This window comes from Hydrogenophaga luteola, from assembly GCF_042648585.1.
GTDB lineage: Bacteria > Pseudomonadota > Gammaproteobacteria > Burkholderiales > Burkholderiaceae_C > Hydrogenophaga > Hydrogenophaga luteola.
The window spans coordinates 554,175-578,159 of sequence record NZ_JBHRXX010000007.1 but is presented as its reverse complement, the minus strand read 5'-3'; the positions used below and the strand labels follow the sequence as shown (position 1 = coordinate 578,159).

General features: G+C 67.3%; 23 protein-coding genes. 11 read left to right on the top strand and 12 right to left on the bottom strand.

Annotated elements, in window-relative coordinates:
- Positions 1 to 2 precede the first annotated feature (2 nt).
- Positions 3 to 827, bottom strand: coding sequence for an SDR family NAD(P)-dependent oxidoreductase (locus ACFOPI_RS17475; protein WP_382176541.1), 825 nt, complete (start codon positions 825 to 827; stop codon positions 3 to 5).
- Positions 828 to 932: 105 nt separating this feature from the next.
- On the opposite strand from ACFOPI_RS17475, the gene ACFOPI_RS17470 reads away from it, so the two are divergent.
- Positions 933 to 1,838, top strand: a complete 906-nt coding sequence (locus ACFOPI_RS17470) for a helix-turn-helix domain-containing protein (protein WP_382176539.1) — start codon at positions 933 to 935, stop codon at positions 1,836 to 1,838.
- A gap of 64 nt (positions 1,839 to 1,902) precedes the next feature.
- Here the strand turns inward: ACFOPI_RS17470 and ACFOPI_RS17465 are convergent, their stop codons facing one another.
- The 5 genes from ACFOPI_RS17465 to ACFOPI_RS17445 all read right to left on the bottom strand — a co-directional run bounded on the left by ACFOPI_RS17465 (position 1,903) and on the right by ACFOPI_RS17445 (position 7,673).
- Complete coding sequence (locus tag ACFOPI_RS17465) at positions 1,903 to 3,390, bottom strand: tripartite tricarboxylate transporter permease (RefSeq protein WP_382176536.1); 1,488 nt, start codon at positions 3,388 to 3,390, stop codon at positions 1,903 to 1,905.
- The gene (locus tag ACFOPI_RS17460) at positions 3,390 to 3,899 is read right to left on the bottom strand and encodes a tripartite tricarboxylate transporter TctB family protein (RefSeq protein WP_382176533.1); all 510 of its coding nucleotides are present in this window, start codon (positions 3,897 to 3,899) and stop codon (positions 3,390 to 3,392) included. The genes ACFOPI_RS17465 and ACFOPI_RS17460 overlap by 1 nt, the downstream gene beginning before the upstream one ends.
- Before the next feature lie 87 nt (positions 3,900 to 3,986).
- Positions 3,987 to 5,000, bottom strand: coding sequence for a Bug family tripartite tricarboxylate transporter substrate binding protein (locus ACFOPI_RS17455; RefSeq protein WP_382176530.1), 1,014 nt, complete (start codon positions 4,998 to 5,000; stop codon positions 3,987 to 3,989).
- A 142-nt stretch (positions 5,001 to 5,142) separates the two neighbouring features.
- Entirely contained in the window at positions 5,143 to 6,876 is a 1,734-nt protein-coding gene (locus ACFOPI_RS17450) for an FAD-dependent oxidoreductase (RefSeq protein ID WP_382176528.1), read from the bottom strand.
- Between the two features lie 2 nt (positions 6,877 to 6,878).
- The gene (locus tag ACFOPI_RS17445) at positions 6,879 to 7,673 is read right to left on the bottom strand and encodes a shikimate dehydrogenase family protein (RefSeq protein WP_382176525.1); all 795 of its coding nucleotides are present in this window, start codon (positions 7,671 to 7,673) and stop codon (positions 6,879 to 6,881) included.
- A gap of 127 nt (positions 7,674 to 7,800) precedes the next feature.
- Between ACFOPI_RS17445 and ACFOPI_RS17440 the strand changes: the two genes are divergently transcribed.
- From ACFOPI_RS17440 to ACFOPI_RS17410, 7 genes are read left to right on the top strand one after another with little or no spacing between them, the layout of a single operon-like run.
- A complete protein-coding gene (locus tag ACFOPI_RS17440) occupies positions 7,801 to 8,847 on the top strand; it encodes a Gfo/Idh/MocA family protein (protein WP_382176522.1) in 1,047 nt (348 codons plus the stop codon).
- A gap of 17 nt (positions 8,848 to 8,864) precedes the next feature.
- Entirely contained in the window at positions 8,865 to 9,698 is an 834-nt protein-coding gene (locus tag ACFOPI_RS17435) for an IclR family transcriptional regulator (protein WP_382176520.1), read from the top strand.
- Positions 9,699 to 9,716: 18 nt separating this feature from the next.
- Positions 9,717 to 11,450 carry an FAD-dependent oxidoreductase gene (locus tag ACFOPI_RS17430; RefSeq protein WP_382176517.1) on the top strand — a complete coding sequence of 578 codons (1,734 nt, stop codon included), beginning with the start codon at positions 9,717 to 9,719 and terminating at the stop codon, positions 11,448 to 11,450.
- 18 nt (positions 11,451 to 11,468) lie between these two features.
- Positions 11,469 to 12,095, top strand: coding sequence for an NIPSNAP family protein (locus ACFOPI_RS17425; protein ID WP_382176514.1), 627 nt, complete (start codon positions 11,469 to 11,471; stop codon positions 12,093 to 12,095).
- A gap of 7 nt (positions 12,096 to 12,102) precedes the next feature.
- On the top strand, positions 12,103 to 12,915 hold the full coding sequence (locus tag ACFOPI_RS17420) for a sugar phosphate isomerase/epimerase family protein (protein ID WP_382176512.1): 813 nt from the start codon (positions 12,103 to 12,105) through the stop codon (positions 12,913 to 12,915).
- Positions 12,916 to 12,942: 27 nt separating this feature from the next.
- Positions 12,943 to 14,106 carry an acyl-CoA dehydrogenase family protein gene (locus ACFOPI_RS17415; RefSeq protein ID WP_382176509.1) on the top strand — a complete coding sequence of 388 codons (1,164 nt, stop codon included), beginning with the start codon at positions 12,943 to 12,945 and terminating at the stop codon, positions 14,104 to 14,106.
- A gap of 13 nt (positions 14,107 to 14,119) precedes the next feature.
- Positions 14,120 to 15,700 (top strand): acyl CoA:acetate/3-ketoacid CoA transferase, encoded by a 1,581-nt coding sequence (locus ACFOPI_RS17410; RefSeq protein WP_382176507.1) that lies wholly within the window; start codon positions 14,120 to 14,122, stop codon positions 15,698 to 15,700.
- A 44-nt stretch (positions 15,701 to 15,744) separates the two neighbouring features.
- Here the strand turns inward: ACFOPI_RS17410 and ACFOPI_RS17405 are convergent, their stop codons facing one another.
- The gene (locus ACFOPI_RS17405; protein ID WP_382176505.1) at positions 15,745 to 16,659 is read right to left on the bottom strand and encodes a sugar phosphate isomerase/epimerase family protein; all 915 of its coding nucleotides are present in this window, start codon (positions 16,657 to 16,659) and stop codon (positions 15,745 to 15,747) included.
- Between the two features lie 3 nt (positions 16,660 to 16,662).
- Complete coding sequence (locus ACFOPI_RS17400) at positions 16,663 to 17,586, bottom strand: VOC family protein (RefSeq protein WP_382176503.1); 924 nt, start codon at positions 17,584 to 17,586, stop codon at positions 16,663 to 16,665.
- A 161-nt stretch (positions 17,587 to 17,747) separates the two neighbouring features.
- On the opposite strand from ACFOPI_RS17400, the gene ACFOPI_RS17395 reads away from it, so the two are divergent.
- A complete protein-coding gene (locus ACFOPI_RS17395; RefSeq protein WP_382176500.1) occupies positions 17,748 to 18,536 on the top strand; it encodes an IclR family transcriptional regulator domain-containing protein in 789 nt (262 codons plus the stop codon).
- Here the strand turns inward: ACFOPI_RS17395 and ACFOPI_RS17390 are convergent.
- Positions 18,533 to 19,702, bottom strand: coding sequence for an MFS transporter (locus ACFOPI_RS17390; RefSeq protein ID WP_382176497.1), 1,170 nt, complete (start codon positions 19,700 to 19,702; stop codon positions 18,533 to 18,535). The genes ACFOPI_RS17395 and ACFOPI_RS17390 overlap by 4 nt on opposite strands.
- Entirely contained in the window at positions 19,695 to 20,795 is a 1,101-nt protein-coding gene (gene aroC / locus ACFOPI_RS17385) for a chorismate synthase (RefSeq protein WP_382176494.1), read from the bottom strand. The genes ACFOPI_RS17390 and aroC overlap by 8 nt, the downstream gene beginning before the upstream one ends.
- A gap of 111 nt (positions 20,796 to 20,906) precedes the next feature.
- On the opposite strand from aroC, the gene ACFOPI_RS17380 reads away from it, so the two are divergent.
- Complete coding sequence (locus tag ACFOPI_RS17380; RefSeq protein ID WP_382176491.1) at positions 20,907 to 21,341, top strand: cupin domain-containing protein; 435 nt, start codon at positions 20,907 to 20,909, stop codon at positions 21,339 to 21,341.
- A 1-nt stretch (position 21,342) separates the two neighbouring features.
- Here the strand turns inward: ACFOPI_RS17380 and ACFOPI_RS17375 are convergent, their stop codons facing one another.
- Positions 21,343 to 21,999, bottom strand: a complete 657-nt coding sequence (locus tag ACFOPI_RS17375) for a glutathione S-transferase (protein ID WP_382176488.1) — start codon at positions 21,997 to 21,999, stop codon at positions 21,343 to 21,345.
- A gap of 130 nt (positions 22,000 to 22,129) precedes the next feature.
- Here ACFOPI_RS17375 and ACFOPI_RS17370 point away from each other — a divergent pair, with 130 nt between their 5' ends.
- Positions 22,130 to 23,347 (top strand): polyhydroxyalkanoate depolymerase, encoded by a 1,218-nt coding sequence (locus ACFOPI_RS17370; RefSeq protein ID WP_382176485.1) that lies wholly within the window; start codon positions 22,130 to 22,132, stop codon positions 23,345 to 23,347.
- 60 nt (positions 23,348 to 23,407) lie between these two features.
- On the opposite strand, the gene ACFOPI_RS17365 is transcribed toward ACFOPI_RS17370, so the two are convergent.
- Positions 23,408 to 23,878 (bottom strand): CBS domain-containing protein, encoded by a 471-nt coding sequence (locus ACFOPI_RS17365; RefSeq protein ID WP_382176482.1) that lies wholly within the window; start codon positions 23,876 to 23,878, stop codon positions 23,408 to 23,410.
- Positions 23,879 to 23,985: the final 107 nt, after the last annotated feature.

Genomic DNA, 23,985 nt, shown 5'->3' with positions numbered 1-23,985 from the left:
CCTCATGCTGTCTGGTTAAAGCCCGGCCGCGGCACCATGTCCATCAACATCGACGACATGCCGCCGTCGACGGCCAGTTCCGCGCCGTTCATGTAGGCCGAGCGCGGGCTGGCCAGGAACAGCGCCACATCGGCGATGTCCTGCGGCTCGCCGATGCGGCGGCTGGCGGTGACGCGGGCGCGTTTCGCTTCAAAGCCCGGCTCTTCGTAGAACTTCGCCGACAGCGCGGTGCGGATCATTCCGGGGCAGATGGCGTTGCTGCGGATGCCCAGCGGCCCCCACTCGGCCGCCATCTGGCGCGAGAGCAGCAGCACACCCGCCTTGCCCGCGCTGTAGGCGCCGCTGCCGGTTTGCGGGAAGTTGGCCGAGATGGACGCCACATGCACCAGCGCGCCGCGCGTGCGTGCCAGCTGGGGTTTGAAGGCGCGCGCGCACAGCAGGTATCCGGTGAGGTTGACACCCAGCACGGTGTTCCAGTCGGCCAGGCTGACGCTGTCCAGCGCGCCCGGGCGCAGCAGGCCGGCGTTGTTGACGAGGGCCACCGCATCACCCAGTTCGGCCTGCACTTTTTGGGCGGCGGCCAGGGTCTGCTCTTCGCTGGCGATGTCGCAGGCCACGGCCAGGGTGCGCACGCCCTGCGCGGCGAATTCGCCGGCCAGCGCGGCCGCCTGGCGCTGCGCGCCGTCGGCGTCGCAGTCGATCAGCGCCACATGGGCGCCGGCCTCGGCCAGCTGGCGCGCGGTCGCAGCACCAATGCCGCTGGCGGCGCCGGTGACGGCCACCACGCGGCCCTGCAGGCCCAGCCAGTGGGAAGGGGAAACGGACATGTTTGTCTCCAGTTGGAATGGACACGATTGTTCGCGTCGGCCCCGTCTGAAGGTTTGACGATCCCGGCCAGCACCAGGACAATTCGTGCATTCCACGGAGTCCCTTTGACCGCCCGCATTCCCAACTACGCGCTCTACGGCGACCAGGACGCGCCGGCCTGGTCCAACTCGTTCAATTTCGAGTGGATTCCGCAGCGCTCGGCGCCCTACCAGTGGGAGATCCAGGTGCACCGGCACGACGCCTTCGTGCAGCTGCTGTGCCTCACGGCGGGCTCGGGCGAAGTGCGCATGAACGGCGCGCGCATCGCTGCCCGCGCCCCCTGCCTGATCGTGGTGCCCGCTGGCGCGGCGCACGGCTTTCACTTTTCGACCGACGTCGACGGGCCGGTGGTCACCGCGACGCAGAAGGTGCTGGAATCGCTGGCGGTGCTGCTCATGCCGGGTCTGGTGGACGTGATCCGCGCGCCGCGCGTGCTGGCCCTGCCCGACACGGGCGCGCTGGAAGCGCTGATGCCCCTCTTTATGGCCATCGAACGGGAATCGCGCTCACACAGCGAAGGCCAGACCGCCGCCGGCATGGCGCTGCTGACGGCGCTGCTGGTGCAGGTGGCGCGGCTGGCGGGACCGGCCGACAGCGACCCGGTGGGCAACACGGCGGGCCGTCGCAAGCAGCGCCAGATCCAGCAGTTCAAGTCCCTGCTGGACCGCGACTTCCGCCAGCACCGCCCGGTGCAGGCCTACGCCGATGCGCTGGGCCTGACGGCCGGCCAGCTCTCGCGCATCTGCCGCGAGGTACTGGGCATGTCGGCGCTGGACGTGATCCACGCACGCCTAGTGCACGAGGCCCAGCGAGAACTGGTCTACACCGTGGGCAGCATCCAGCAGCTGGCGTCCGAGCTGGGTTTTGAAGACGACGCCTACTTCAGCCGCTTCTTCAAACGCCACACCGGCCTGAGCCCGCGCGACTTCCGCGCGCAGGCGCTGGCACAGCTGGCCACAACAGCCCCATAAAAGAAAAGACCCCGGGACCAACAGGTCCAGGGGTCTTCAGGAAGCGGCGCAGCCGCGCAGGAGGTTAACGATTCCTCAGCCGCTTCCACCAGTCGGCCTGACTCACGACGGTGAGCACCACACAGGCCAACAGAATCGCCGACAGCGGCGTGGTGAAGAACTCGCTGACGAACACGCCCAAGTCTTCACCGCTGGACAGCATGGCCTGGCGATAGCTGCGGTCCATGATGGGGCCCAGGATCATGCCCAGGATGACCGGCCCCACCTGGAAGCCGTACATCTTGAGGAAGTAGCCCAGCAGACCGAAGCCCAGCATCCAGTACACGTCCACCGGGTTGTTGTTGATGGCGTAGGCCCCCACGGCCGACAGCACCAGGATCAGCGGCAGCAGCACCGGCTTGGGCGTCTCGACGATCTTGGCGAAGATCTTGATGCCGGTCAGGCCGAACACCAGCAGGAACAGGTTGGCCAGCACCAGCGAGCCAACGATGAACCAGAACAGGTGGGGCGTCTCGATCATCAGCATCGGGCCCGGCTTGAGGCCGTGGATGTAGAGCGCGCCGATGATCACGGCCGTGACCGCGTCGCCCGGAATGCCCAGCGTGAGCATGGGCACGTAGGCGCCGCCCACGGCCGCGTTGTTGGCCGACTCGGGGGCCACCAGGCCTTCGTAGGCGCCTTCACCGAACGGGCGCGAGGGGTTCTTCACCGTGCGCTTGGCGTGGTCGTAGGCCATCAGCGCCGCGATGTCGCCGCCCGCGCCAGGCAAGGCGCCCACCACCACACCGATGCTCGACGTGCGGGTGGCCAGGCCCAGGTGTTTGCGCACCAGACTCCAGGACGGAATGATCTTGCTGACGTTCTGCTTGATCGCCGTGAGCTTGAGCTCGTGGATCTGCGCAATCACTTCCGACACGCCGAAGAAGCCGATCATGGCGGCCACGTAGGCGATGCCGGCCGACAGCTGCATGCTGCCGAAGGTCAGGCGGTTCTCGCCGGTCATTGGGTCCAGGCCCACACAGGCGATCAGCGCGCCCAGGGCACCCGAGAAGATGCCCTTGGCCAGCGATTCGCCCGAGAGGCTGCCCACCAGCAGCAGGCCCCAGATGGCCAGCAGCATGTAGTCGCGCGGGCCGAACATGAGCGCCAGGTCTGACACCAGTGGCGCGGCCACGGCCAGCGCCAGGATGCCGATGAAGCCGCCGTAGACCGAGATCACCGTGGTCAGGCCGATGGCCTGGCCGGCCTCGCCGCGCTTGGCCAGCGGGTAGCCGTCCATGCCGGTGGCGATGGCCGACGGAGCACCAGGAATGTTGAGCAGGATGGCGCTGCGCGAGCCGCCGTACACGCCACCGAGGTAGATGCCGGAGATCAGCGCCAGCGCGTGGTTCACGTCCCACTTGAAGGTGAACGAGATCAGGATGGACACCGCCATCGTGACCGACAGGCCCGGGATGGCGCCGATGTAGATGCCGGCAAAGGTGCCCAGTGCCGTCAGCAGCAGCATCTTCACGTCCAGCCAGGACATGAAGAAATATCCGATGGCTTCCATCATTTCAGGAACTCCGGCAGGTAGGGGCCGACCAGGCTGCCGGCGGGCAGCACCACGGAGAAGGCCGTCTGGAACACGATGAAGATGGCCGCCAGCACCACGGCGCTGATCACCAGGTTGAGACCGAAGCGCTTGCTGCCCAGCACCTGCATGGACAGCAGCAGGAACAGGTAGGACGCGACGATGAAGCCCAGCACTTCCAGCAGCAGCATGTAGGCCACGATCAGCACGGTGAACAGCACCAGCGTCAGCGGCGCCAGCTTCTGCACGAACTGCTGGAAGACCGTCTGGTTGGGCTCCAGCGCCAGCTTCGACCGGGCGGTCTTGACCAGACTCATCAGGCCGGTCACCAGCATGGTGGCCGCGCACAGCATGGGAAAGAAGCCCGGCGACGAGAGCGAGTCGAAGCGGGAAATGTTGTACGACGCCCAGAGCATGAACGCGCTGAACAGCACGACCAAGGCCATGAAGGTCAGTTCACCGGGCAGCCGCGGGTGGCTGGTGTGCATGGTGTTCTCCTCGTTGTGGTGATCAAAGGGTGAAAAAAACGGTCTGGGCGACCCCTCGCCTCAGACCGTCTTTGTGCGCCCGCGGGATCAGGGCTTGGGAATGCCCAGGTCGGCCGGGTTCTTCTTGGCCGCGCCGGCGCCCTGGTACAGCCAGGCGGTGGTGGACTGGAACTTCTTGATGAAGGCTTCGGCTTCGGAACCGCTGATGTTCAGCATGGTGGTGCCACGGCTTTCCATCATCTTGCGGTACTGCGGGTTGTCGCCGGCCTTCTTGAACGCGGCCACGAGCTTGGCCTTGACGGCATCCGGGGTGTCCTTCTTCACGAAGACGCCGTACCAGGAACCCCAGGGCAGGTACTTGCTGATGCCGCGCAGCGAGGGCGCGTCGGTCACGGGCGCGATGCCCTGGTAAGGCTTGGTGTCCACCACGGCCAGGGCCTTGAGGCGACCAGCCTTGACGTGTTCGATGGCGGCGCCCGAGGCGATGAAGCCGATGTCCACGTGGCCGCCCTGCAGCGCGGCGATGGCCGGGCCGTCGCCGTCGAACGGCACGTTGATGGTCTCGAATTTGGTCAGCGTGCTCATCATGGCGTTCATGGTGAACGGCACGGTGCCCTGGCCGGCCAGGTACTGCTTGACCTTCTTGGGGTTGGCCTGCACGAAGCTCAGCAGGTCCTGCATGTTGTTCCAGGGCGCGTCGGGCTTGGCGACCAGCAGGATGGTGTTGGCCACGGCGGCGATGTTGATCGGGTAGAACTCGTTGTAGTCGAACTCGGCCACCCCCATCACGCGGTACAGGGCCTGCGGCTCGGCGCCCATGAGGATGGTGTAGCCGTCAGACGGTTGCTGCAGCACGAAGTTGGCGCCGATCACGCCGGCTGCGCCGGGCTTGTTCTGCAGCACGATCTTCTTGCCCAGGGCCTCTTCGGCATAGGGCGCGTAACCGCGCATGGCCACGTCGGTGCCGCCGCCGGCGCCCCACTGGATCACGGCCGTGACGTCGCGCTCCGGGTAACCCTGGGCCTGGGCCAGGCCGCTGAAGCCCAGCGTGGCCAGGGCCGCGACGGCCGCGCCCAGGAATTGACGTTTGAACTGCTGCATCAGATGTCTCCTTCGGTTGGATGAAAGTGCAAGCCCTGTGACCCGGACTCATGGGTTGGAAATGTAGGACCGTGCCCGGGGGTGGTCCATGTGAAAGCCCCCTCAGAGGTTCGATAAATGAACATGAATGATCGACTATCGATCAGAAGCCGGGTTTCCCCTGAGACCGTGCACCGGCATGCCGCGCCGCCAGACAGCCGAACACCAGGCCCGGCCCGATGGTGATGCCCGGCGCGGTGTAGACGCCGCCCATGATGGAGTGCATGTCGTTGCCCACGGCGTAGAGCCCGGGGATGGCCTGGCCGCTGGCATCGAGCACGCGGGCGTTGCCGTCGGTGGCGAAGCCGGTGGCGGCGCCGATGTCACCGGGGTGGAGTTTCACGGCGAAATACGGCGCGGTCTTGAGCGGCCCCAGGTTGGGGTTCTTCCTGCCCGCGGTGGCGTCGCCGATGTTCTGCTGGTAGGCCGTTTCGCCCCGGTGGAAGCGCGGGTCCACGCCGGTCTCGGCGCAGCGGTTGATCTCGTCCACGCTGGCCTTCAGGCCGGCAGCGTCGATGCCCAGCTGGCTGGCCAGTTCGTTCAGCGTCGCGCCCTGCGTGAGGTAGCCGTCGGCCAGGAAAGGCGCGAGGTCCTTGGGGCTGGCGCCAGGGCGCACCATGCCGATGCCGTACTTCTGCAGCGCGGCCGCGTCGCAGACCAGGTACGCCGGTACAGAGCCGGTGGCCTGCATGGCCATGCCGAACAGGTGGTAGGAGGTGCTTTCGTTGACGAAGCGCTCGCCTTTTTTGTTCACGGTCAGCATGCCGGGCTTGGCGCGGTCCATCACGAAGTGGGGGAACACGGCGGTGCTGCCGTCGGCGCGTTTTCGCAGGGAGACCGGCGCCCAGAACGCATTGCTCAGCGCGCCCTGCCCGTAGACCGCGCCGGCCTCTTTGGCAAACGCGTGCGCCTCGGCGGTGTGGCCGGGCGCGGCCGGGCACCAGGCCATGTCGGCGCCGGGTAGCAGCTGCGCGCGCAGGTCCGGGTGGCGGTTGAAGCCACCGCTGGCCAGCACCACGCCGCCCGAGACGGTGACGCTGCGCGAGCCACCCTGCCCTTTGAGCACCACGCCGCGCACACCCTTGGCATCGCGCTCGAAACGCTCCACCGAAGTGTTCAGCGCCAGCGTCACCTGGGTCTGTTTCGACAGCGAATACAGCAGCCGGGCGACCAGCGCATTGCCCATCACCAGGCGCGTGCCGCGCGGGTGGCTCAGCCGGTCCAGGCCATGGCGCGCAATGATCTTGAGCGAATGCCGGAACGAGGCGAACGACTTCGTCAGCGCCAGCAGGTGGTTGATGTCGGTGCGGTCAACCATCATGCCGCCGAGCACGGTGAACTCGGGGATCGGTGGGCGCACGAGTTTGAACAGGTCGCCCAGCAGGCGACCGTCGAAGGGCACGGGCTCCAGCGCGCGGCCGGCCAGTGTGGAGCCGCCCAGGTCGGAGATGTAGTCCGGGTGTTTGGCGTAGGGGCGGAACTTCACCTCGCTGCGCTCTTCGATCTGCCGGATCGCCTCCGCACCGTGGTCCAGAAAGGCCTGGCGCAGCGCGGCTGGCGTGCGTTCGCCGATGGCGTTGGTGAGGTAGCGCGCCGCGTCGGCCAGCGTATCGCCGGGATTCACCTTCGCCGCATGGTGCGTGCCCGGCACCCAGGTGGTGCCGGCCGACCAGGCCGTGGTGCCGCCCACGAATTCCGTGCGCTCCACCAGCAGCACCTTCTTGCCATCCAGCGCGGCAAACAGCGCGGTGGCCATGCCCGCACCGCCCGCGCCGACCACGACCAGGTCAAAGGTCGCATTGGCTGGAAGCTGGTTCAACGGGTTCAGGACTTGCATGGTCACTGGCCCAGGAGAAAGTCCACCATCAGGTCACGGACCCGCGCAAACATGTCCGCACCGGTCATGGTGGGGCAGCCTTTCTCGCGCGCCACGGCGATGAAGCGCGTGACGGGCGGGGCGGTGATCACGCAGCCGCAGAACATGGACGGGTCCAGTTTCGACACGTCCAGCGGGTACGGATCGCCCTCCTTCATGCCCACCGGCGTGGCGTTGAGCACCAGGTCGAAGCCGCCTGGGTCGGCGCTGCCGTGGGTGACTGGGCACCTCCCCAGACCGCCCAGTCGGTCCACCAGCGCGCCGCGGCGCTGGTCGTCGGGGTCGTGAATGGCCAGTTCGCTCACACCGGCCATGACCAGTGCGTAGGCAATGGCCGAGCCGGCGCCGCCGGCGCCGACCAGCAAGGCCTTTTTGCCCGCGGGCTGGCAGCCCTTGTCCTGCATCGCCGTCACGAAGCCCAGGCCGTCGAACATGTCGCCGTGCCAGCTGCCGTCGGCGTTGCGGCGCATGGTGTTGACCGTGTGCAGGAAGGCGGCGCGGTCCGAGGTGGTGGCGCACAGGTCGGTGCAGGCGAACTTGTGCGGCACCGTCACGATGATGCCGTCCACGTTCTGCGCCAGCGAGGCGCCGCGCACCCAGTCGGCCAGGTGCGCGGGCGACACATGGGCCGGCACGCACACCGCGTCGCGGCCATGGTCGGCGAAGGACTGGGTCACGCCCGCAGGCGATTTCACCTGGGCGATCGGGTCGCCCACGATGTAGTGCAGGCGCGTGGCGCCGCTGAGGTTCTGCGTCATCTGTCTCGCTCGGATCTCGGGTGGATCGGGTAGTTGACCTGGATCATATGCAAAAGTGGAATTGTGTTCAAGTATTGAATGTTGTTCTTTTTTTGACTAGACTTCGGGCCGGAGACAAACACCGCACATGGACACCACCCGACTTCTGGTTGTGGGCGCCGGCGCCATCGGCCGCACCCACATCGACCGCATCCGGCGCACACCCGGCCTGGCGCTGGCCGGCATCGCCGACCCGTCGGACGCCGGTCGCGCGCTCGCAGAATCGCTGGGCGCACCCTGGGCGCCGGACCATGTGAGCGCTCTGGATCGCTTCCAGCCACAGGGCGCCATCGTCGCCACGCCCAACCCGCAACACGTGCCCATGGCGCTGGATTGCCTGGCCCGTGGCGTCGCCGTGCTGGTGGAAAAGCCGCTGGCCGACAGCGTGGCCGAGGCGCAGCAACTCGTGGACGCCCAGGTGCGCAGTGGCGTGCCGGTGCTGGTGGGCCATCACCGCCGCCACAACCCCATCAACCAGCAGGCCCGCCAGACCATCGCCAGCGGGAAGCTCGGCCGCCTCGTCGGCGCCAACGCCATGGCCTGCTTCTACAAGCCGCAGGGCTATTTCGATATGGCCTGGCGGCGCGAGCCGGGCGGCGGACCGGTGCTGATCAACCTGATCCACGAGATCGACATGCTGCGCTTCCTCTGCGGCGAGATCGAGCAGGTGCAGGCGCTGGCCAGCAACGCGGTGCGCGGCTTTGCGGTGGAGGACACGGCCGCCGCGCTGCTGCGCTTCGAAAACGGTGCGCTGGGCACGGTGCTGCTGTCGGACACCGCCGTCGCGCCCTGGTGCTGGGACTTCTGCGCCGGCGAGCAGGACCAGTACCCGCGCCAGGACGTCAACGCCCTGTTCATCGCCGGCACCGAAGGCTCGCTGTCGCTGCCCGACCTCTCGCTCTGGCGCTACCTGGGTGAGCGCCACTGGCACCACCCCATCGTGCGCGAGCAGCGCACCGCCCTCAAGGCCGACCCGTACAAGCGCCAGCTGCAACATTTCGCCGCCGTGATCCGCGGCGAAGAGGCGCCGCTGTGCAGCGCGCTGGATGGCCTGCGCACCCTGCAGGCCACGCGAGCCCTGCTCGACGCGGCCGCCAGCGGCCAGTCCGTAACATGTCCGGTTTCGACCCCCTGAACGAAGCGGAACCCACCATGAACGGCGTCCTCGAACGAACCCTCGGCATCCTCGAACTGCTGTCGCAACATGGCGAAGGCATGGAGCTCGCCGCGATTGCCGACCGGCTCGACATCCCGCGCAGCGGCGTGCACCGCCTGCTGGCCGACCTGGTCCGTCTGGGCTATGTGCGCCAGGCGCGAGGCCACGGCGAGTACCTGCTGACCACCAAGCTGGTGAGCATGGGGCTTTCGTACCTGAGCAACAGCGGCATCGTCGACATCGCGCAGCCGCTGCTCAACCAGCTGGCCGAGATCTCGGGCGAGCTGGTGCGCCTGTCGGTGGTGGACGGCGAACGCCTGACCTGGGTCGCGCGTGCACAGGGCGCGCGCCAGGGCCTGCGCTACGACCCGGACATGGGCAGCGACGCCACACTGTCCTGCTCGTCCTCCGGCTGGGCGCTGATGTCCACGCTCAGCGACGACGCCGCACTGGCCCTGGTGGCCAAGCAGGGCCTCGGTGCGCCCGAGCAGTTCGGCCCCAACGCGCCGACGAGCCTTCAGGCCGTGCTGGCCGCCGTGCACGAGACGCGCGAGCGCGGCTACAGCCTCACGGTGGACACCTACAGCCTGGGCCTGTCGGCCATCTCGGCGCCGGTGCGCTTTGCCGGCCAGCCGGCCATCGGCGTCATCACCATCGCCGGCCCCACGGTGCGCTTCACGCTCGAACGCATGCAGGCGCTGGCGCCCGAGCTGCTGTCGGTCGCGCAGCAGCTGGCCGCCGCCAGCGGGGCCTCGCCCTTCTTCAACCTCACGGCCGAGACGGGCGCCCCGGGCGACGTCAAGAGCCGAAAGCCGATCTACGCCGTCTGACGGCGTTCACCCTTTTCAATGCCCGACCGGTCACCCTCGTCCCCTCTCCACTGCGACTTGCTGGTGATCGGCTCCGGGGCCGGTGGGCTCTCGGCCGCCGTGACCGCCGCCCATCTTGGGCTCAAGGTCATCGTCGCGGAGAAAGACCCGCAGTTCGGCGGCACCACCGCCTGGTCGGGCGGCTGGATGTGGCTGCCGCGCAATCCGCTCGCAATCGAGGCGGGCATCGTCGAACCCGTCGACGAACCGCTGGCCTACCTGCGCCACGAGCTCGGTGAGCGTTTCGACGAGGCCCGAGCCCGCGCCTTCCTCGAAGCCGCGCCGGCGATGGTTCAGTTCTTCCGCACGAACACCGCACTGCGCTTCATCGTCGGCAACGCCATCCCCGACTTCCACGGCCGCACACCGCACGCGTCCCTCGGCGGCCGCTCGCTGTGCGCTGCGCCCTTCGACGGCCGCCGTCTCGGACAACGCATCGCCGACCTGAAGCCCCCGCTGGCCGAGTCCACCCTCTGGGGCATGGGCATCGCCTCCGGCGCCGAGCTTCGCCACTTCCTCAACGCGATGCGCAAGCCGGCCTCGTTCTGGGTCGTCACCAAGCGCGTGCTCGCGCACTGGAAAGACCTGCTGCTGCATCGCCGCGGCATGCGCCTGGTCAACGGCAACGCGCTCGTGGCGGCGCTCGCGGCATCGGCCTTCGAGGCCGGCGTCGAGATCCGCACCTCCAGCCCTGCCCGCAGGCTGCTCCGCGATGGCGAGCGGGTCACCGGCGCTGTGCTCACCACACCCGCCGGCCCGGTCGAGGTCCATGCAAGCCGCGGTGTGCTGCTGGCCTGTGGCGGCTTCCCGCACGACACCGAGCGCAAGCGCGCCCTGCTGCCGCACGCCCCCACCGGCACCGAACACTGGTCCGCCGCCTCGCGCGGCAACACCGGCGACGGCCTGCGCCTGGGCGAGAGCGCGGGCGGTCGGGTCGGCAGCGACGGTCTGCAGGCGGCGGCCCTGGCCCCCGTCTCGCTCGTGCCGCAGCGCGACGGCACGTTCGCCCACTTCCCGCACCTGATCGAACGCGCCAAGCCCGGCCTGATCATGGTCCGCGCAGACGGCCAACGCTTCGCCAACGAAGCCGACTCGTACCACGACGTGATGCAGGCGCTGATCGCCGCCACACCCGCCGGCCAGCCGGTGCAGGCCTGGCTGGTGTGCGACCACGCCTTCATGCGCCACTACGGCCTGGGCGCCGCCAAGCCTGCACCCATGCCGCTGGGACCGATGCTGGCCAACGGCTACGTGAAGCGCGGCCGCACGCTGGCCGAACTGGCCCACGCCTGCGGCATCGCGGCCGACGGCCTCGAACGCACCGTGCAGCGCTACAACGCCATGGCCCTGGCCGGCCAAGACGAAGACTTCGCCAAGGGCGAGACACCCTACAACCGCATGCAGGGCGACGCGCCTTTCGCGGCCGAACAAGGCTGGCCCAACCCCTGCATGGGACCGATTGAACGCGGGCCGTTCTACGCGGTGCGTGTGGTCGCGGGCAGCCTGGGCACATTTTCTGGCCTGAAAGTCAACGCGCAGGCCCAGGTACTGGACGCACAGGGCGCAACGATTCCCGGCCTCTACGCCGGCGGCAACGACATGGATTCCCTGATGGCCGGCCACTACCCCGCCGGCGGCATCACGCTGGGCCCGGCGATGACGTTTGGCTGGCTGGCCGCGCATCACGCGGCTGGCCGCACCCCTTCACTCTGAACCTCACCAGGACACACCATGTTCTATGAACTCGCCACCCTGACCCTTCCCTTCGGCACCGCCGCCACGGTCGCTCAAAACGTGCACACCTTCTGCGCCGCTCCAGAGGCCAAAGGCGAGCTGCTGGCCTGCTGGTTCACCGACATCGGTGTGCTCAACCAGATGATCGTGCTGCGCGGTTTTTCATCGCTCGCCGACCTGCAGGCCGAGCGCGAGCGCACGCAGCACAGCGCATCGCCTTTCAACTGTGGCGAGATCTTCCAGAAGCTCGAACAGCACAGCTACCAGGGCTTCCCGTGGATGAAGCCGGTGCAGCCCAGCGCCGAGAGCGGCATCGCCGGCCCGGTCTACGAGATCCGCACCTACGGCATCAAGCCCGGCGGCGTGCAGCCGACCATTGACCTCTGGGAACAGTACGTGCCGGCGCGCGAACAGCTCTCGCCCTGCGTGGTCGCCATGGTCGCGCTCGACGGCCCGCTGCGCTTCACCAACATCTGGGCCTACCCCACGCTGGACGCGCGGTCCAAGGCCCGCGCCGATGCGGTGGCGCAAGGCATCTGGCCGCCCAAGGGTGGGCCGGCGCACCTGACGACCGACATGGTCTCGACCATCGCACTGCCCACCGCGGTGTCTCCTCTGAAGTGAGTTGACCATGTCCCGTGTTCATTCCCTTGCATACCTGAGTTCGCACCGCTGCACGCCGCCCGAAGCCATCCGCGTGGCGGCCGCGACGGGCTACCAGTTTGTCGGCCTGCGCCTGTGGCCCAACGCGCCGGGAGCACCGCAGCAGTTCCTGATCGACCGGCCCGATGTGCTACGCGAAACGCAGGCCGCCATGGCCGACACCGGTGTGGGCATCTTCGATGTCGAGATCATCCGCATCGGCGAGACCTTCGACCCCCACACCTGGGACGCGCTGTACGACGCCTGCGCGGCGCTCAAGGCCAAGGCCATCCTAGTGGCGGGCGACGACCCCGACGAGGCGCGCCTGACGGCGAACTACGCACGCCTCTGCGAGGTGATGGCGCCCTACGGCCTCACGGCCGACCTGGAGTTCATGCCCTGGACCGAAGTGAAGGACGCGAAGAGTGCGCTGCGCATCGTGCAGAACGCCGGCACGCCGGCCAACGCCGGCATCCTGGTCGACGCGCTGCACTTCGGCCGCTCCACCACCACGCTGGACGACATCCGCGCCATCCCGCGCGAGCTGCTGCACTACGCGCAGATCTGCGACGCCGTGGCCGGCACGCACTTCAGCACCGAAGAAATGATCCACACCGCGCGCTGCGAACGCCTGCTGCCCGGGGACGGGACCATCGACGTGCGCGGGCTGTTCGATGCCCTGCCCGCCGACCTGCCGGTGAGCGTCGAGGTGGTGAACCTCGAAGCCGAAAAGAACGCAGACCCCTCGCAATGGGCCGCCACCTGCCTGGCCGCCAGCCTGCCCTTCACCTCCCCCCGCTGAACACACCCGACCCCAACGAGACACACCATGGATTTCGCCCTCAACGACGAACAGAAAATGATGATCGACACCATCCGTCGCTTCATCGCCGAAGAACTGCACCCACTGGAAGACGCTCTGGAAAACACCGGCGCGCTGCCCGAGGCCGACGCCCGCCGCATCCACGCCAAGGCCAAGGAGCTGGGCCTGTACGCCCTCAACATGCCGGCCGAACTCGGCGGTGGCGGCCTGTCGAACCTGGACCGCATCCTCTGTGAGGAGCAGTTCGGCCACACCAGCGACATGCTGATCCGCCGCGCCTTTGGCAACGTCTACGAACCGCTGCTGCACTGCAAGGGCGAGCAGGTCGAGCGCTGGCTCAAACCCGCCGTGGAAGGCACGCGCACCTGCGCCATCACCATCACCGAATCGGGCGCCGGGTCGGATGCCGCGGGCATCAAGACGAACGCCAAGCGCAACGCGCAAGGCCAGTGGGTGCTCAACGGCAGCAAGCACTTCATCAGCGACGGCCTCTGGTCCGACTTCTTCCTGGTCTCGGCCAAGACGGGCGAGAAAGAAATCAGCATGTTCATGGTAGACAAAGGCCTGCCCGGCTTCACCGTCGGCAAGGACCAGGCCATGATGGGTCTGCGCGGCACGCCGCACCTGGAACTGTTCTTCGACAACGTGGTGCTGGAGGACGCCGCTCTGCTCGGCGAGCAGGGCCAGGGCTTCAAGCTCGCCATGGGCGCGCTCAACGTGGTGCGCCTGGCGCAGGTGGGCGCGCGCGCCGTCGGCAAGGCCACGCACGTGTGCGAGTTGATGCTGACCTACGCCAACGACCGCAAGCAGTTCAACACCCGCATCGGCGACTTTCAGATGGTGCAGCAGATGCTGGCCGACAGCGTGATCGAGATCAACGCCGCGCGCTGGATGGTCTACCACGCCGCCTGGATGCTGGACCAGGGCCTGGACGCGCGCGAGCAGATCGCCATGGTCAAGGTGCACGCGGCCGAGACCCTGGGCCGCGTGGTGGACCGCGCGGTGCAGGTGTTCGGTGGCATGGGCTTCTGCAAGGAACTGGCGATCGAACGCTACTACCGCGACGCGCGCATCTACCGCATCTTCGATGGCACCAGCGAAATCCACCGTGGCGTGATCGCCAAGTCGGCACTCAAGAAGGGCGCGCAGCTCTTCGACGTGAACCGCTGAGCGGGGACACGCCATGAGCCACAGCAAGTTCATGACCGCTGCCGAAGCAGCGAACCTGATCAAAGACGGCGACACCGTGGGCCTGATGGGCGGTGGTGGCGGGCTGATGGAAGCCACGCACGTGTTCGAGGCGGTGCAGGCGCGTTACCTCGCCACACAACAACCGCGCCACCTGACCGTGATGCACGCGCTGGGCATTGGCGACAAGAAGACCAAGGGCATGAACTGCTTCGCACACGAAGGCCTGGTGAAGAAGGTCATCGGCGGGCACTGGGTCTGGTCGCCGGCCATGCAGCAGCTGGCGCTCAGCAACAAGATCGAGGCCTACATCCTGCCCGGCGGTGTGAGCAGCCAGCTCATGCGCGAGATCGGCGCCGGCCGGCCCGGCCTCATCAGCCACGTGGGCTTGGGCACGGTCTGCGACCCGCGCTTTGGCGGCGGGCGCATGAACGATGCCGCGAAAGACGACCTCGCCGAGGTGATCAAGATCGACGGCCGCGAATGGCTGCGCTACAAGCCCTTCCCCATCCACGTGGCCATCGTGCGCGCCAGCGCGGCCGATGAAGACGGCAACATCAGCTTCGAACACGAAGCCGCCAACCTCGACGCGCAGTCGCTCGCCCTGGCCGCGCGCAACAGCGGGGGCACGGTGATCGTGCAGGTGAAAGAACGGCTACCCAAGGGCGCGCTCAAGGCTCGCGAGGTGCGCATCCCCTCGGCCTGGGTGGACGCCATCGTGGTCGACCCGGCGCAGCAGACCAGCTATCACATCCCCTTCGACCCGGCCTTCAGCGGCGAACTCACTGGCGCCGCGCGCCACGCCAGCGAAGCGGAAGACCATGCACGCGAACTCGCCGCCTCACAGGAAGCTTTCAGCGAACGGCAGGCCGTGGCCCGCCGTGCCCACGTGGAGCTGTTCAACACCGGCAAGGCGCGTCCGGTCATCAACTACGGCGTGGGCGTACCCGACGCGGTGGCCAAGCTGATCGCGGCGCGCAACGAGCAGCACCGCATCTACCAGACCATCGAACACGGCACCTACGGCGGCACGCTGATGGACGGCGTGCTGTTTGGCTACGCGCGCAACGCCACCGCCATGCTGGACGCAGCCACGCAGTTCGACTTTTACGGCGGTGGCGGGCTGGACGTGGCCTGCCTGGGCTTCGGCGAGTTCGACGAAGAAGGCAGCGTCAATGTCTCGCGCCTGGGCGGCGTCACCGTCGGCCCCGGCGGCTTCATCGACATCGCGCAGAACGCGAAAAAGGTCGTCTTCTGCGGCACGCTGGCCGCCAAGGGCGTGAAGCTGCAGACCGGCAACGGCCAGATGCGCGTGCTGCAGCAAGGCGGCGTGAAAAAGCTGGTGAAGAAGGTGGACCAGATCACCTTCAGCGGACCACAGGGGCTGGTGCGCGGGCAGGAAGTGCTCTACCTCACCGAGCGCGGCAGCTTCCGCCTGACGCCACGGGGCGTCGAGCTGTTCGAAATCGCGCCGGGCATCGACCTGCAGCGCGACATCCTCGACCAGATGGACTTTGCACCGCTGGTGGCGCAAGACCTGAAGGTGATGGATGCGGCGCACTTTGTCGCCAGCTGAGCCCGTGCCTGACCCTCACCAGGCCCGCGCGGCTCAGGGCGGGTTCAACGATCCCTGAGCTTCAGCCGCATCTGGTTGGGCAGCGGCACCGAGCGGCGCAGCACGTCCTCGGCCAGCCAGAGCGCGGCGCGCTTGCCGCGTTCGGCCACCATGGGCAGCGGCATCTGCTGGTAGTCGTCGTTGAAGACCTCGAAGCTGTAGTCACCCGCGTAGCCGAGCTTGTCCAGCCGCAGCACGAGGTCGACGATCTGCTCGCTGTGCACGCCTTCGCCCGGGAAGACGCGGAAGGTGCGCGCGGTCGCCATGCGCTCTTCGAAGGTCTTGGCCTCCTGCCACATGAAGTCGGAGAGCTGCACCAGGAAGATCTTGCTCGGGTCGAGGTAGTCGATCTCGTCCAGCGCGGTCTTGGCGGCGAAGATGTGGAACGAGTCCAGACCGATGCCGAGGTTGGGGCAGTCGGCGCGGCAGACCACGTCCCAGGCCGTGGTGAACTCGTTGACCGTGCGTCCCCAGGACAAGCCTTCGTAGGCGATCTTGATGCCCAGCGGCAGCGCCAGCATGGCGAGCTTGCGCAGGTCGCGCGCGAGATGATCCAGGTCTTGCGTGGCATGGGCCGAAGTGGACGAGCAGGCCAGCAGCACCTTGCAGTCCAGCGCCGCGCACATTTCCAGCATGGCCTTGGCGATGTCGATCTTGTAGTGGTGCAGGTGGCCCGAGAGACCTTCGAAGTCGCGCAGCACCTGGAAACCCGTGCCGCGCAGGCCGCTGGCCTTGACGGCCGCGACGGCGGCCTCGATGCCGCCCGGGTGGCCGTTGATGTCGTTGGCCTTGAGCATGACCTGCGAGAAGCCGGCGGCCTTCATGGCGGCGAGCTTGGCCTCCAGCGGGCCGGCGAGCGTGATGGTGTCCATGCCGAAACCGGAGATGGCTTCGGCGATGGCGGCGTGGGTCGGCTTCATGGCTCAGCCTCCGGCGCGCTCGCTGTGCACCAGCTCGAACACCACCGAGCCCAGGTAGGTCTTGGTGATCGCGCCGCGCTGCTCGGTGTGCGCCGCCTCGGTCTCGACGAACTCGACGCCCAGCGCGCGCAGCGCCTTCACCGCCGCCAGCACGTCGGGCACACCCAGGCCGATGCGCTGCAGCTTCTCGTCGGCGTCGTGCACGTTCACCGGCGGCTCCACCAGCTGCAGCATGAAGCGCTTGGACGCGTCCAGCGCCGGGGTGCGCAGCAGCGTGCCCTTGGGCATGATGCCGAAGCGCTCTTCGTCGGGGATCAGCTCGGTGCCGAACAGCTCTTCGTAGAACGCAATCCAGTCGTTGCTGCGCTCGGGGCCGATGTACTGCACGATGCCGAAGAAGTGGATACCAGCGGTGGCCGGCGGCTTCTGGTCGACGGTGGGAATGGGCACGAAGTCCACGTCGTAGATCGAGAACTCCTTGTAGCGGTCCACGAAGTAGATGCGGCTGCCGCCCGCGCCGTGGATCGCCGGGATGTTCAGCTCCATCACCTCGGCGTGCGTGGGCACCGACCAGGCGCCGCGCTCGAGCACGTAGTGGTAGGCGGCGCGCGCATCGCGCACGCGCAGCGCCATCGCGGAAATCGAGGGCACATCGCTGCCGTGGCTGGCGCCCTGGGCGTCGCTAGGGTGGGCGTTGACGACGATATTGAGGTCGCCCTGGCGGTAGAGCAGGATTTCGCGTGAGCGGTGGCGCGCCACCGGGCGGAAACCCATCATCTCCAGCACCTGGCCCAGGGCCTGGGGCTTGGTGGTGGCGTATTCGATGAATTCGATACCGTCCAGGCCCAGCGGGTTGGCGGCGTCGCTGAACGAGGCCTGCAGGGGCTCGCGGCTGGCTGCGGTGTTGTTGAGCAGCAAATCACTCATGTTCCAGTCTCCATGGGGTTCAAGCACGGCCAGGCCAGGTGCCGCGCCGGTGTCCACCGCCACTGTAGGTGCGCTGGTGGGCGACTGCACCGACATGCGGCTTGAGTCGGTCGATAATCGAACGGCATGCTACGTCAATCGCACGATATCAGGGTTTTTCCATGTCTCTGAACCTGACCGCCACCGCTGCCCCGCCGCTGGAGAAACGCGACTGGATCGCCGGGCTTGAAAAAGGCCTCGCCGTGATCGAAGCCTTCGACGATCAGCACCCGCGGCTGACCGCAAGCCAGGCCGGCGCGCGTTGCGGCCTGACCCGCACCGCGGCCCGACGCTACCTGCTGACGCTGGCTCACCTGGGCTACGTGGGCACCGACGGCAAGCTGTTCTGGCTGACGCCGCGCATCATGCGGTTGGGTCACGCCTACCTCGAATCGGCACGGCTGCCGCGGCTGGTGCAGCCCTTCCTGCAGCGCATCGCAGGCGGCACACAGGAAATCGCCTACCTGGGCGTGATCGACGGGGACGACGCGGTCTACATCGCGCGCAGCGGCTCGCAGCGCCACATGTACGCCGGCTACATGCTCGGTTCGCGCGTGCCGGCGCAGGTGACCGCCGCGGGCATGGCCATCCTCTCGGCGGCTGGCGAGGCGGCTTCCGACGCCTGGCTGGAGCAGCACGAGCTGCGCGCCTTCACCTCGTTCACGATCTCCAGCAAGGACCAGCTGCGCAGCGAACTCCAGCGCTGCCGCCGCCAGGGCTGGGCGCTGTCCGAACAGCAGCTCGAACTGAACCACCGCGGCATTGCGGTGCCGCTGCTGGACCGCAACAACGAGGTGCACGGCGCGATCAGCATCACCATGCCGATCAACCAGGAAAGCAGCGAGGACGCGGTCAAGCGCGTGCTGCCGGTGCTGCAGGAGGCGGCACGCGGCCTGCGCAATCTGATCTAGGCGTGGCGCTCCAACCGCCGCAAACGCACCGCGCACAGTGTCGCCATCACGGCCAGTGCCCCAGCCAGCCAGAACACACTGGCCAGGCCCAGCGCAGAGGACAGCACACCGCCCCCCAGGCCACCCAGCGTGCCCGGCAGGCCATAGCCGATCACGGTGTACAGCGCCTGCCCACGCCCACGCAACCGGCCCGGAAAATGGCGCGAGATCAGCGCGATGCAGACCGTGTGGTGGGCGGCGAAAGTGATGGCGTGCAGCGCCTGCGCGGCCAGCAGCAGCGGCCAGACCTGCGGCAGACCCGCGGTGACACCCATGCGCAGCGCCATCAGCGCGGAGGCCAGCACCAGCCAGCCGGTCAGACTGAGCTTGGGCAGCCAGCGCCCCTGGGTGAAGAACCAGCCAATCTCGATCAGCACCGACACCGCCCACAGCAGACCGATCACCGTCTTGCTGTAGCCCAGGCTGTCCAGGTAGAGCGAGAAAAAGACGTAGATGGCGATGTGCGCGAGGATGTGGAAGAACACCGACGCGAAGAACCAGCGCACCGCCGGTTGTCTGAGCAGAGGCCAGATGGCCGGGTGCTCATCCTCGTGGTGTGCCGCCTCCTTGTGGTCGGGCAGCCACCAGACGCTGGCCACCACCGCCAGCAAGGTGACCAGGGTCCAGGCCGGAAAGTGGCTCAGGCCGAAGCGCTCGAACCACCAGCCCGCCACCATGACCGTGAGCAGAAATCCCAGCGAGCCCCAGAGCCGCACCCGGCCATAGCGTTTCGCGTCGAACGCCCCGCCCTGGCTGACCAGGTGGGCGAGCGCGGCTTCGCTCATGGGCATCATGGCGCTGGTGTGGGTGAACATCAGCAGCAACACCACGAACAGGGCCAGGGGTCCGAGCGGGAACCACAACGCCAGCGAGAAGATGAGCGCCGCCGTGGCGCCGTAGCGCAGCAGCTTGACGCGTTCCCCCGTGCGGTCCGACAGCGTGCCCCAAGCATAGGGCGCAAAGAGGCGCGTGGCCGACTGCACCGAGGTCAGCACGCTGATGGCCAGCAGCCCGAAGCCCAGGTCCTTCAGCCAGAGCGGCAGGTAGGGGTTGAAGAAACCGATGTGCGCGAAGTAGCTCGCGGACAGGGCGGCAAAAGGCAGGAGTTGCTTCTTTTGCTCAGGCACGACCGGCGGCCGCAATGTCGGGTGTGGTCACCTCAACGTCGCCACACTGCGCGCGATGACGCAGCGCGTGGTCCATCACCACCAGAGCCAGCAGCGCTTCCATGATGGGCGCTGCGCGGATGCCCACGCAGGGGTCGTGGCGGCCCTTGGTGATGACCTCGGTCGGCGCACCCGCCACGTCGATGGAGTCGCGCGGGATCAGGATAGAGCTGGTGGGCTTGATGGCGACCGACACGTCCAGGTCCTGCCCGGTGCTGATGCCGCCGAGCACACCACCGGCCTTGTTGCCGACGAAGCCGCCCGGCGTCAGCGAGTCGCCGTGCGTCGAGCCCTTGTCGGCCACCGATGCGAAACCAGCGCCAATCTCCACGCCCTTGACGGCGTTCAGACCCATCATCGCGTAGGCGATGTCGGCGTCCAGCTTGTCGTACAGCGGCTGGCCCAGACCCACCGGCATGTTCTTCGCCACCACGCGCAGGCGCGCGCCACACGAATCGCCGCTCTTGCGCAGCGCGTTCATGTAGTCCTCCAGCGCCGACACGTCGGTCACCGGGGCGAAGAACGGGTTCTCCGGCACATGGTCCCAACTCTCGAAGGCGATGGGCACTTCGCCGATCTGCGTCATGCAGGCATGGAAGGTGGTGCCGAACTTCTCCTTGAGCCACTTTTTGGCCACGGCACCGGCCGCCACGGTGGGCGCCGTCAGGCGGGCCGAGCTGCGGCCGCCGCCACGCGGGTCGCGGATGCCGTATTTCTGCCAGTAGGCGTAGTCGGCATGGCCAGGGCGGAAGGTCTGCAGGATGTTGCCGTAGTCCTTGCTGCGCTGGTCGGTGTTGCGGATCAGCAGGGCGATCGGTGTGCCGGTGGTCTGGCCTTCGTATACACCGCTGAGGATTTCCACCGCGTCGGGTTCGTTGCGCTGGGTGACGAACTTGCTGGTGCCGGGGCGGCGGCGGTCCAGGTCGTGCTGGATGTCCGCTTCCGTCAGGCTCATGCCCGGGGGGCAGCCGTCGATCACGCAGCCGATGGCCGGGCCGTGGGATTCACCGAAGTTGGTGACGCAAAACAGGGTGCCGAAGGTGTTGCCGCTCATGGGTGGGGATTATCCCAGAGGGGCTTGCCAGGCTTTGGCGCGCTTCGTGCATCGCAACAAACACCCCCACCCCGCGGCCCCAGGCCGCCCCAAAACCGAAAGGAGCGCACCATGCTGGACAAGACAGGCACCCTCTTCTCGCACGTCAAACCCACGGACACCTCATTTCAGGGCGGTGGCCTGCGCGACTTCTTTCTTTACCGCGACCTGGGCGTGGCCCAGGCCACACACGGCAAGGTGATCGCCCATCTCGTCAAGGCCAACCTACCGCCCGAGAGCAGCGGCGGCACCGGCTGGCACCGCCACGAGGCCGACTTCCAGATCGTGATCATGACCAAGGGCTGGGCCAAGTTCATGTACGAGGATCAGGTGACCCTGGTCGAGGCTGGCGACGTGGTGCACCAACGCCCGGGCATCCGCCACTACCTGTTCGACTACTCGCCCGACATGGAATACCTGGAAATCGTCTCGCCGGCCGACTTCAAGACGGTGGACGTGGAGCCGGTCTGCGACATTCCCGAGCCGGCATCCTGGACCGAACCCTGAGTCAGAACTCCGCGTCGAGCTCGTCGATCTCGTCGGGCTCCTCCTCTGCGGCTGCGACCCACTCTTTCATGGCCGGCAAGGCCATGATGGTCTCGCAGTAAGCGACGCAGGGCAGATCGATGGCCACGTCATAGGTGATGAAGCGCGTCACCACCGGCGCGAACATCGCATCCGCGATGCAGGGCTTGTCGCCGAACAGGTAGGGCCCGCCGTAAGTGTCGAGGCACTCGTTCCAGATCGCTTCGATACGGTCGATGTCGGCCTGCGCGCGCGACCAGACCTTGAAGCCCGGAAAGTGAGCCTTGATGTTCATGGGCAGCGAGCTGCGCAGCGCCGAGAAGCCCGAGTGCATCTCGCCACAGATGGCGCGGCAGTGCGCGCGCGCCTTGCGGTCGGCCGGCAGCAGGCCGGCCTTGGGCTTGATTTCGTGAAGGTATTCGCCGATGGCCAGCGTGTCCCAGACGTGGATGCCGTCGTGGTCCAGCGAAGGCACGCGCATGGACGCCGACAGCAGCAGCATCTCGGCCTTCATCGCCGGGTCGTCGGGCGGGATCACGTGCTCGTCGAAATCGAGCTTCGCCAGCCTGCACATGAGCCAGCCGCGCAAGGCCCAGGCGCCGTAGTTCTTGCTGCTGATGGTGAGTACCGCTTTGGCCATGACGTGTTCCTCTGTGCACCACGGTCACGCAAGCCCTGTGCCATGGGTGGGCGCCCGGGACGCACCGGCGCGGTGCGATCCGGTCTGGCCCGGGAATTGCCTTGGGGCACCTATCCCATCAGGAACCACCATGCTCTACCAGGCCTATCAGCTCCAGACCGATCTGGGTTCCCCGCTGCGCCTGATGGCCCAGCACCTCAGCGCCGCCCTCTGGCTGCAGCGGACCGAGCGCAGCCTGCTGCGGCAGGTGTCCGCTGCCTGCGACGTGATCTCTCGTCTGCGACTGACCCACACCCGGCCCGCCTATGGCATCGATGCCGTGCAGATCGGCGAACGCAGCGTGCCGGTGATCGAAGAGAGCGTGCTCAAGCTGCCTTTCGGCAGCCTGCTGAGGTTCCGCAAGGACGACCCCTCGCTGCCCGAACAACCCAAGGTGTTGCTGGTCGCCCCACTGTCGGGCCATTTCGCCACCTTGCTGCGGGAGACCGCGCGCACCCTGCTGCAAGACCACGAGGTCTGGATCACCGACTGGCACAACGCCCGCGACGTGTCGCTGCGCCATGGCGCCTTCGGGCTGGAGGACTACATCACCTACATGATCCGCTTCGTCGAAACGGTGGGTGAAGGGGCGCACATGGTCGCGGTGTGCCAGCCCTGCGTGGCCGCCCTGGCCGCCACCGCCGTGATGGCCGAGGACGACCACCCGGCGACGCCTCGCAGCCTCACCCTCATGGCCGGCCCGGTGGACTGCCGCGTCAACCCGACCGAGGTGAACTGGCTGGCGACCAGCAAGCCCATCGAATGGTTCGAGAAGAACCTGATCAGCCATGTGCCGCTGCCCCACAAAGGGGTCATGCGCCGTGTCTATCCGGGCTTCGTGCAGCTCACGGCCTTCATGAGCATGAATCTGGAGCGCCACCAGCAGTCGTTCCGCCATCTGTACGAACACCTGGTCGAAGGCCGGACCGAAGAAGCCCGCACGATCCAGACCTTCTACGACGAATACCTGGCGGTCAACGACCTTCCGGCCGAGTTCTATCTGGAAACGGTGGAGAAGGTGTTCCAGACCTACGACCTGGCGGTGGGCACGCTGCAGTACCAGGGCCGCACCGTGAATCCGGCAGCCATCCGCCGCACCGCGCTGATGACCGTGGAAGGCGAACGCGACGACATCTGCTCGGTCGGCCAGACGGTGGCCGCACAGGACCTCTGCCCCAACATCCGGCCCTACCTCAAGACCCACCACATCCAGACCGGCGTGGGCCACTATGGCGTGTTCAGCGGCCGCAAGTGGAACCAGCAGATCTACCCGCGGGTGCGCGAGCACATCCACGCCGCCCAAGGCTGAACCTGGCCCGCAAACAAAAACGCCCCGACCAGCGGGGCGTTTTGCATGAAGAGAGCCGGATCAGGGGAAGTTCGGCTCGTTCTTGCCTTCGGACTCTTCCTCAGGCCAGTCGCGGATGTAGGCCTTGAGCATCTTGTTTTCGAAGTTCTGCGCATCCACCACGGCCTTGGCCACGTCGTAGAAGCTGATCACGCCCATGAGCATGCGGTTCTCGATCACGGGCATGTAGCGCGCGTGGCGGTCGAGCATCATGCGGCGGACCTCGTCCATCTCGGTGGCCATGGTGCAGGTCAGCGGGCCGGGGTCCATGGCGCGGTAGACGGTGGTGCCACCCAGCTGGCCGTCGTTCTTGACCAGCGTCTTGATGACCTCGCGGAAGGTGAGCATGCCCACCACCAGACCGTTGGACATCACGACCAGCGAGCCGATGTCCTTCTCGTCCATGAGCTTGACGGCGTCGGCCAGGGTGTCCTCGGGGGTGACGGTGTACAGGGCATTGCCCTTGACGCGCAGGATGTCGCTGACCTTCATGGCACTTCTCCTCAGGATGGATGCTGTCGCCGGCTGAGCAGGCGTGGAGATGAATATAGCCCACAATCGGCGCGAACAACACACCGGGACTGCCCGGACGTGACCTT

Bases quoted from the DNA above. Each gene is read 5' to 3' on its own strand.
- ACFOPI_RS17415 (WP_382176509.1), top strand. From the start codon at position 12,943: ATGGATTTCGCCCTCAACGACGAACAGAAAATGATGATCGACACCATC.
- ACFOPI_RS17420 (WP_382176512.1), top strand. From the start codon at position 12,103: ATGTCCCGTGTTCATTCCCTTGCATACCTGAGTTCGCACCGCTGCACG.
- ACFOPI_RS17475 (WP_382176541.1), bottom strand. From the start codon at position 827: ATGTCCGTTTCCCCTTCCCACTGGCTGGGCCTGCAGGGCCGCGTGGTG.
- ACFOPI_RS17375 (WP_382176488.1), bottom strand. From the start codon at position 21,999: ATGGCCAAAGCGGTACTCACCATCAGCAGCAAGAACTACGGCGCCTGG.
- ACFOPI_RS17395 (WP_382176500.1), top strand. From the start codon at position 17,748: ATGTCTCTGAACCTGACCGCCACCGCTGCCCCGCCGCTGGAGAAACGC.
- ACFOPI_RS17410 (WP_382176507.1), top strand. From the start codon at position 14,120: ATGAGCCACAGCAAGTTCATGACCGCTGCCGAAGCAGCGAACCTGATC.
- ACFOPI_RS17445 (WP_382176525.1), bottom strand. From the start codon at position 7,673: ATGACGCAGAACCTCAGCGGCGCCACGCGCCTGCACTACATCGTGGGC.
- ACFOPI_RS17440 (WP_382176522.1), top strand. From the start codon at position 7,801: ATGGACACCACCCGACTTCTGGTTGTGGGCGCCGGCGCCATCGGCCGC.
- ACFOPI_RS17370 (WP_382176485.1), top strand. From the start codon at position 22,130: ATGCTCTACCAGGCCTATCAGCTCCAGACCGATCTGGGTTCCCCGCTG.
- ACFOPI_RS17405 (WP_382176505.1), bottom strand. From the start codon at position 16,659: ATGAAGCCGACCCACGCCGCCATCGCCGAAGCCATCTCCGGTTTCGGC.
- ACFOPI_RS17430 (WP_382176517.1), top strand. From the start codon at position 9,717: ATGCCCGACCGGTCACCCTCGTCCCCTCTCCACTGCGACTTGCTGGTG.
- ACFOPI_RS17460 (WP_382176533.1), bottom strand. From the start codon at position 3,899: ATGCACACCAGCCACCCGCGGCTGCCCGGTGAACTGACCTTCATGGCC.
- ACFOPI_RS17455 (WP_382176530.1), bottom strand. From the start codon at position 5,000: ATGCAGCAGTTCAAACGTCAATTCCTGGGCGCGGCCGTCGCGGCCCTG.
- aroC (WP_382176494.1), bottom strand. From the start codon at position 20,795: ATGAGCGGCAACACCTTCGGCACCCTGTTTTGCGTCACCAACTTCGGT.
- ACFOPI_RS17450 (WP_382176528.1), bottom strand. From the start codon at position 6,876: ATGCAAGTCCTGAACCCGTTGAACCAGCTTCCAGCCAATGCGACCTTT.
- ACFOPI_RS17400 (WP_382176503.1), bottom strand. From the start codon at position 17,586: ATGAGTGATTTGCTGCTCAACAACACCGCAGCCAGCCGCGAGCCCCTG.
- ACFOPI_RS17465 (WP_382176536.1), bottom strand. From the start codon at position 3,390: ATGGAAGCCATCGGATATTTCTTCATGTCCTGGCTGGACGTGAAGATG.
- ACFOPI_RS17380 (WP_382176491.1), top strand. From the start codon at position 20,907: ATGCTGGACAAGACAGGCACCCTCTTCTCGCACGTCAAACCCACGGAC.
- ACFOPI_RS17435 (WP_382176520.1), top strand. From the start codon at position 8,865: ATGAACGGCGTCCTCGAACGAACCCTCGGCATCCTCGAACTGCTGTCG.
- ACFOPI_RS17365 (WP_382176482.1), bottom strand. From the start codon at position 23,878: ATGAAGGTCAGCGACATCCTGCGCGTCAAGGGCAATGCCCTGTACACC.
- ACFOPI_RS17425 (WP_382176514.1), top strand. From the start codon at position 11,469: ATGTTCTATGAACTCGCCACCCTGACCCTTCCCTTCGGCACCGCCGCC.